The sequence below is a fragment of the Thorsellia anophelis DSM 18579 genome (assembly GCF_900111395.1).
Lineage (GTDB): Bacteria > Pseudomonadota > Gammaproteobacteria > Enterobacterales > Thorselliaceae > Thorsellia > Thorsellia anophelis.
In genome coordinates, this window is the sequence record NZ_FOHV01000010.1 from 21,172 (window position 1) to 27,280 (window position 6,109).

The following is a 6,109-nucleotide window of genomic DNA, read 5'->3' on the forward strand; positions in this document are numbered from 1 at the left end:
GTTGGCTACTTTATTTGCTTAGATAGTTTTTTTTACTGAGTTTGAGTCAGAGACTTGTGATTTATTTCACGGGTATATCTTTTAAAATATGCGTCAATAAATTCCAGTATTTTTCAACACTAGCTATTTCGACACATTCATCAGGGGAGTGTGCTCTTTTAATAGTAGGTCCGATAGATATCACATCTAAATTAGGGTAGGGCTTTTTCAAAAGACCACATTCTAATCCGGCATGAATAATCATAGTTTTTAATTCAGTACCATAAAGAGATTCATATGTCTGTTTGGCAATTTGAAGCATTGGTGAGCTTACATCAGGTGCCCAGCCCGGGTAATCATTTTGGCAGGTGAATTCAGCGCCAGCAATGCTTGCTAAAGATTTAAGCTCATTGACTAAAAAGACTTTACCGCTGTCGATTAGAGATCTGACAAGGGAAATGATTGTTATTTGGGTTTCGTGAGCTTCAATTACGCCAAGGTTTAGGGATGTTTCGGTTACTCCTATGGCAGCATCACTCATACGGCTTACACCATTAGGATGTGCGTTTAATAAATTAATCAGGGTTGTCATAGATTCAAAATCTAATACCTGAGTATTAGTGTTGTTGAGTGAAGCTGTTTGAATTGACATCGACAATCCAGGTTCTTTAGCATGATAAATACTGTGCATTTCATTCAATTCATCAGCAATCAGTTTTTCAATAGCCCCAACTGTTTCCGGTTTTAGTGCGACAATTGCAATAGCTTTTCTAGGGATAGCATTACGTAAAGTACCGCCTTCTATATGGGCAATGTCTAATTCAAACTGACAAGCTATTTTGGCAAGTAATTGAGCAAGCAATTTATTTGCATTCCCAAGCCCTTTATGGATATCAATACCAGAATGACCACCTTTTAGGCCATGGACACTGATTTCATAAAAATTCTTATTTCTTGTAACATCAACACGTTTTATAGGTAAATGCATTAACACATCCGTTCCACCCGCACATCCAACAAAGATTTCGCCTTCTTCTTCTGCATCTGTGTTGATCATAATATCAGCCGTTAACCAATTAGGTTGTAATCCAAATGCCCCAACCATTCCGGTTTCTTCTGATGCAGTTAAGAGAACTTCCAATGGTCCGTGTTCTGTTGTTTTATCAAATAATAAAGCAAGAGCAGAAGCCATACCGATGCCATTATCCGCACCTAGTGTTGTATCAGTTGCTGTTACCCATCCGTCTTTGATTTGTGGAATAATCGGATCTTTTGTAAAATCATGAACTTTGTTATCTCTTTTTTGAGGTACCATATCAAGATGTGCTTGTAAGACAACTGTTTTACGGTTCTCATAACCGGCAGTGGCAGGTTTTTTAAGTAATAAGTTACCTACGGCATCTATTTCGCAGGCAATGTTATGTTCTTTAGCCCATTTCTGTATAGTTTGAGTAATCAGAGTTTCATGATGAGAGGGGCGTGGGATCTTGCAGATGTCTGAAAATATTTGCCAAAGAGGTTGTGGTGTTAAGTCATGTAATGTCAAAGTAGAATCCTCACATTTGTTAAGTATGATAAGACAACGTAGCTTGATTAGCTAGCTGCGTGCCTATTGTGTATAATTTGTATGTTAGTCGTTTAACGCTTAACTCTATTGAAAGAATGAACTTGCGTATTATAAATCAGAAAGCTTAGCTACAAGTTGGTTAACGTTATTACTCATGCCTTTAAACTTACTATTTTGGGTACGAGTGACAACTGTAAACACACCTATGTTTTTTTCAGGTATTAGGGCCATGTAGGTAACAAACCCACCTCCACCACCGGTTTTTTGGATGATTCTTGGAGTCCCTAATATTGGTTCTGGATCTAATACTACCCAGCCTAAACCAAATTCAGCAGCTTGCCCTGGTACATCCATACCAATAATTTCCAAAAATTGATAGCGTTTAAATCCTGTCCAAAGTAATTGATCGGTTAAGGGTTTTGCTGGTCTTTTTGAATTAGATAAAAAACCTTGCATCCAATTACCTATATCCTCTGGTGTTGAATAAATACCACCACTACCATGGGCAGCTGTATTATCCATGCAGGGGCCTGCGTTAAAGCCTTTCATCAATGTATTGCATTGGGCTTGTGTTGGTGTAAGAGTGGTGTTATGCATCTGATTTGGTATGAATATATAGGTCTTCAATAAATCGTGAAATGATCGTCCTGTAGCTTGGCTAAGTGCATCTGCAAGTAAATCATAGCCAAGATTTGAATAACTTACTTCATCAAATGCAGCGGCTTTAGGAGTAGCGGTATTGAGCCATTTCCACCTATCATTTTGCGTTGGCCATGTGAAAACTGGTTTCTTTTGTGGTTTATTAGGTTGTTCTCTTGGCAATCCACTTGTATGCATAGCTAACGATAACAAGGTAATCGGTTTTTCTTGATTAACTAAGGGAACTTTTTTGCCTTGTGGTGCATATTTTTGTAATGGATCATTTAAATTAATGATATTTTCATTTGCTAAATTGACTAAAACTTCACTTACAATAGGTTTTGTAATTGATGCTATGCGAATAAGTGAATTAGGTCTAGGTAATTTCCCATTCCCTTTGATGGTCTCCCCATGACTAAAAAAATAACGCTCATCACCATGTATGACGACCATCGCCATAGCTTGCGCTTGTCCATCCTGATATACCTGTTTTGCATATTCACTTGCTAGTGCTTCAGTGGCCGAGATCGCAGCTGAGTGGCTTGTATAGCATAGTGTACTTATTGTTAATAAAGCGAATGTGATTTTTTTATTGACAACTAAGTGTAAACTCTTAGGGTTAAGCATTACAATTGGGGCAAAAAAGTGTTTTGCTATGATAAATAGCATAAAATACTCCTTAGTTAACATATCAAGCGCAATAATTTATCTTTATTCATTAAAGTTTTGGCATCTAAAATTTATCTTCTAATTATTTTATCTGAATGATTAAAGAGTTCTTAAACCATATAACTTTTATTTAATTGCGCTGTGTTTATCTTAATTTAACAGATTGGTAAACGGTAAATTGTGTGTTTTTGGCTATTATCTCAACATTACCAAATGCACTTTGCATGAAAGTCTCATACGGTAAAAAGCCATTAGCAACAATTCTAAGCGCACCGAAGTCTCTAAGGTATTTTGGTGCAGCTGAAATTAAACGCTCTGTAATAGCATAATCTGTCTGCTTTCCATCATGAAAAGGTGGGTTAGATATAATCATATCAAATTTTCCCTCTATTTCACTTAAAATATCACTTGCGATGATCTTGGCTTGTAAGTTAATTTCATTCATATTGCGCTTAGCGCTTTCTATTGATTGAGCTTGACTATCTGCAAGTGTCCAGGTTAGGTTTGGAAAGTGTTCGTGTAAGGCTAGTGCAATCACACCTGCACCACAGCATAAATCTAAAACATCGGCTTTTAATTGTGGTGTGGTTAAAAATGCTAGGGTATGTTTAGGATTTTTAGGTGTGTGTTTATCTTCAGGTATAAAACTGGAAATAAGTAGGCGGCTACCTGAATCAAGATGGTCACGGCTAAATACACCTGGTAAAGCATAATGCATTTTGCCATTTGGTAAAGAATAACTTTTCCAATAGTTCTCAATATCGAATTTAGGTACTGTATTAAGTTTTGCGTAGTACAAAGAGCAACGTTTTGCAGTATCAATTTTTTGGACTGTTAGGATATCATTAAAGCGATTTTCAATGCTACGGACTCCGACACGGTTTTCTCCGACAATTAAAATCTCAGTTTGTTCATTAACAATAGACAACAATTGTGTTAATTGGAATAGCGCTTCTTCTTTAACCTTAGGCCAATAATAGACGAGTAAGGTTGCATGTTCGACATCAAGCTTATCAAAAATAGCTTTATATACTGTATCTATTCCATTTTTTTCTAATCTTTTTGCATGATGAAATTGTGATGTTAATACTTTTGATTGTTTAAACTCAGCGGCAAAATTGTCCTGAATATCGCCTGCAAAAATAATGGTATGTTGGTTAAGTAATTCTGTATGACGATTTAATATTAGACTAGCGGGTGTATGTGTATGCATGGCATTCTATTATGGTTAGGTTAAAATACAATTTATTCAATAATAAATACTATTTTGAGCGACTAGCTAGGTAATTTACGTTAAATATGGTTTGTAAATAAGGCTTATTGCTAAAGTAGCTACGAAAAAATAACACTTTATAGCAGCGTAGATTACCGATTCATTTTCTTATATGCAAGGTTTTACGTTTATAGGAATGAAATTATATTGAACTTTTGATAAAACAGAACATCTTGGTCTATTGGTTCGCAGATCACATTAAATCATGACTTAAATGCCGCCTTCAATACTCCTTATAATGGTATGTTAGAATAAAAGGCGGCTAGACAACTATCTCTGTTTATGGGAGTTGTGTTAGCTTGATACTATTTAGCAAATTAGCAACGTTAAAAAAACTAAATCTCATTTAAACCTCAAAAAGGATTTTCGTCATCCATATCTTCAGAAAATTCAACACCATTCATTCTGATTATAATATTTTGTGATATATAAATTAATGTTTGTTTTAAGGTGGACTCAGCAAGTTGAGCCATTCCAGAATGGGTACCAGAAATATCTGATTGGAAATAAATAGCTTGATAAACTGCAGTTCCATTATCAAGTTCAGCTTGATAAATAGCACTGGTAATACTTGGAAGTAATAGTTTTGTCATATTATCAGTAGGACTAATAATATCGATGACAATAATCCCATCATAGACTAAACTTTCTGAAAGTGATTGTACCAAAAGGGGGACTTCTCTTAACGAACCAACCACAAAAATTGATTCTTCAGTAATTGTTATATCGAATTCCTCGGTTTTCTGTAAAATAGCATTGAGCAACATGCCACTTGGCGGTAGATTAACATTTGGATCTGTCACAATTATAGCAACATTTAAATCCATTTCTTCTTCATCTGGTAAGGGATTATTTACTTCAGCCTGCATTTAAAACCTCGTGTTATTGTAAATTTTCAGTGAATGCCATGATCGTGAGAGAACAGAGCATTTAGTAAGGAAGCATAGCGGGTGTGCCTGTCTCCATGAGATATCAATTTTATTTAATTAAAACTGTCTTAATATCGAGTTGATACCTTTTTTATTAGTTCTTCGCTTACCATCAGCAAAAGTTAAGCGATAATAGTATTTACACTAATGCTATTATACCTTTTTTATGTATACATTGGGGGTGGATTTAAAATAATTAAATATTTCTGGCTTGAATTCAGCAATAAGCTAGTGTCGGTAGTTCTCGATAGTTTGATATTACCTGAATCCGTACTATTAAATTGTGATGTTTTTAAATATAAAAAATGCAGGTGGTAAGTGGTTTGTGCCGATACAAACAGAATGAGGGGGCGAAGCTCCGATTACCAATGCTATAACAGCGATTTGTATTGATAGGGGATTGTCCGTTTTGCCACCTTCAGTGATGGGACTTTTTTAGAAGTGTTATGGAGAGAATGTGCGGTTAGACATCTCTGTAAAGCAAGAACCCACCGAAGCGACTCCTTTAAATAATTGAAGGTGAACAGTAGGCATCCCCTTGCTTTAGCAGGGGGAGGATGTCAATTTGTATTTTTTAGAGTGCTTAACATGTCTGCCTTTTTATTTACAAGGAGCTTGCAGGGTACTAAATGAATAAGTAAGGATTTGTGTACCTTCGTAATACTCATTTAACGCCCACAAACTTACTTCTAAATCTGTTTTTAACAACTCTTTTGTTAATGGTGCTAAGTTAAATGAATTTTTGCCTGCAACAAGGGGATAACCTGCTCTTGGAGAGCTAAAGTTAATTGTCTGTCTAGTTGTTCCTGCTGGACCAAATTCGTATAGGGTTCCATTTGCCAAACCATATGGGTCATTAGTATCTGCTGGTATAAATGTATAATGTACAGTTAATATTTCACGCTCTGCTACTTTTCCAGTAACATAAAAATCTGTAATAGTTGGATAGGTATATGACCGAGCAGAGGATTGCGGATTGCTGTAGTTTAATTCTATAGGTTTGCAGTTATCCGGCACTTCAGGATTGACCTCATCTACAGGAGGCACTTGTGG

At 35.9% G+C, this 6,109-nt stretch carries 5 protein-coding genes; all 5 read right to left on the reverse strand.

Annotated features, from left to right (window positions below):
- Positions 1–61 precede the first annotated feature (61 nt).
- Positions 62–1,525, reverse strand: coding sequence for an aminoacyl-histidine dipeptidase (locus BMW37_RS07605; protein ID WP_093319280.1), 1,464 nt, complete (start codon positions 1,523–1,525; stop codon positions 62–64).
- 129 nt (positions 1,526–1,654) lie between these two features.
- Complete coding sequence (ampH, locus tag BMW37_RS07610) at positions 1,655–2,812, reverse strand: D-alanyl-D-alanine-carboxypeptidase/endopeptidase AmpH (protein WP_093319470.1); 1,158 nt, start codon at positions 2,810–2,812, stop codon at positions 1,655–1,657.
- 187 nt (positions 2,813–2,999) lie between these two features.
- Positions 3,000–4,067 (reverse strand): methyltransferase, encoded by a 1,068-nt coding sequence (locus BMW37_RS07615; protein WP_093319282.1) that lies wholly within the window; start codon positions 4,065–4,067, stop codon positions 3,000–3,002.
- A 413-nt stretch (positions 4,068–4,480) separates the two neighbouring features.
- A complete protein-coding gene (locus BMW37_RS07620) occupies positions 4,481–4,996 on the reverse strand; it encodes a hypothetical protein (protein ID WP_093319285.1) in 516 nt (171 codons plus the stop codon).
- A 660-nt stretch (positions 4,997–5,656) separates the two neighbouring features.
- On the reverse strand, positions 5,657–6,109 hold a 453-nt coding region (locus BMW37_RS15095; RefSeq protein WP_177168617.1), incomplete at its 5' end, for a hypothetical protein.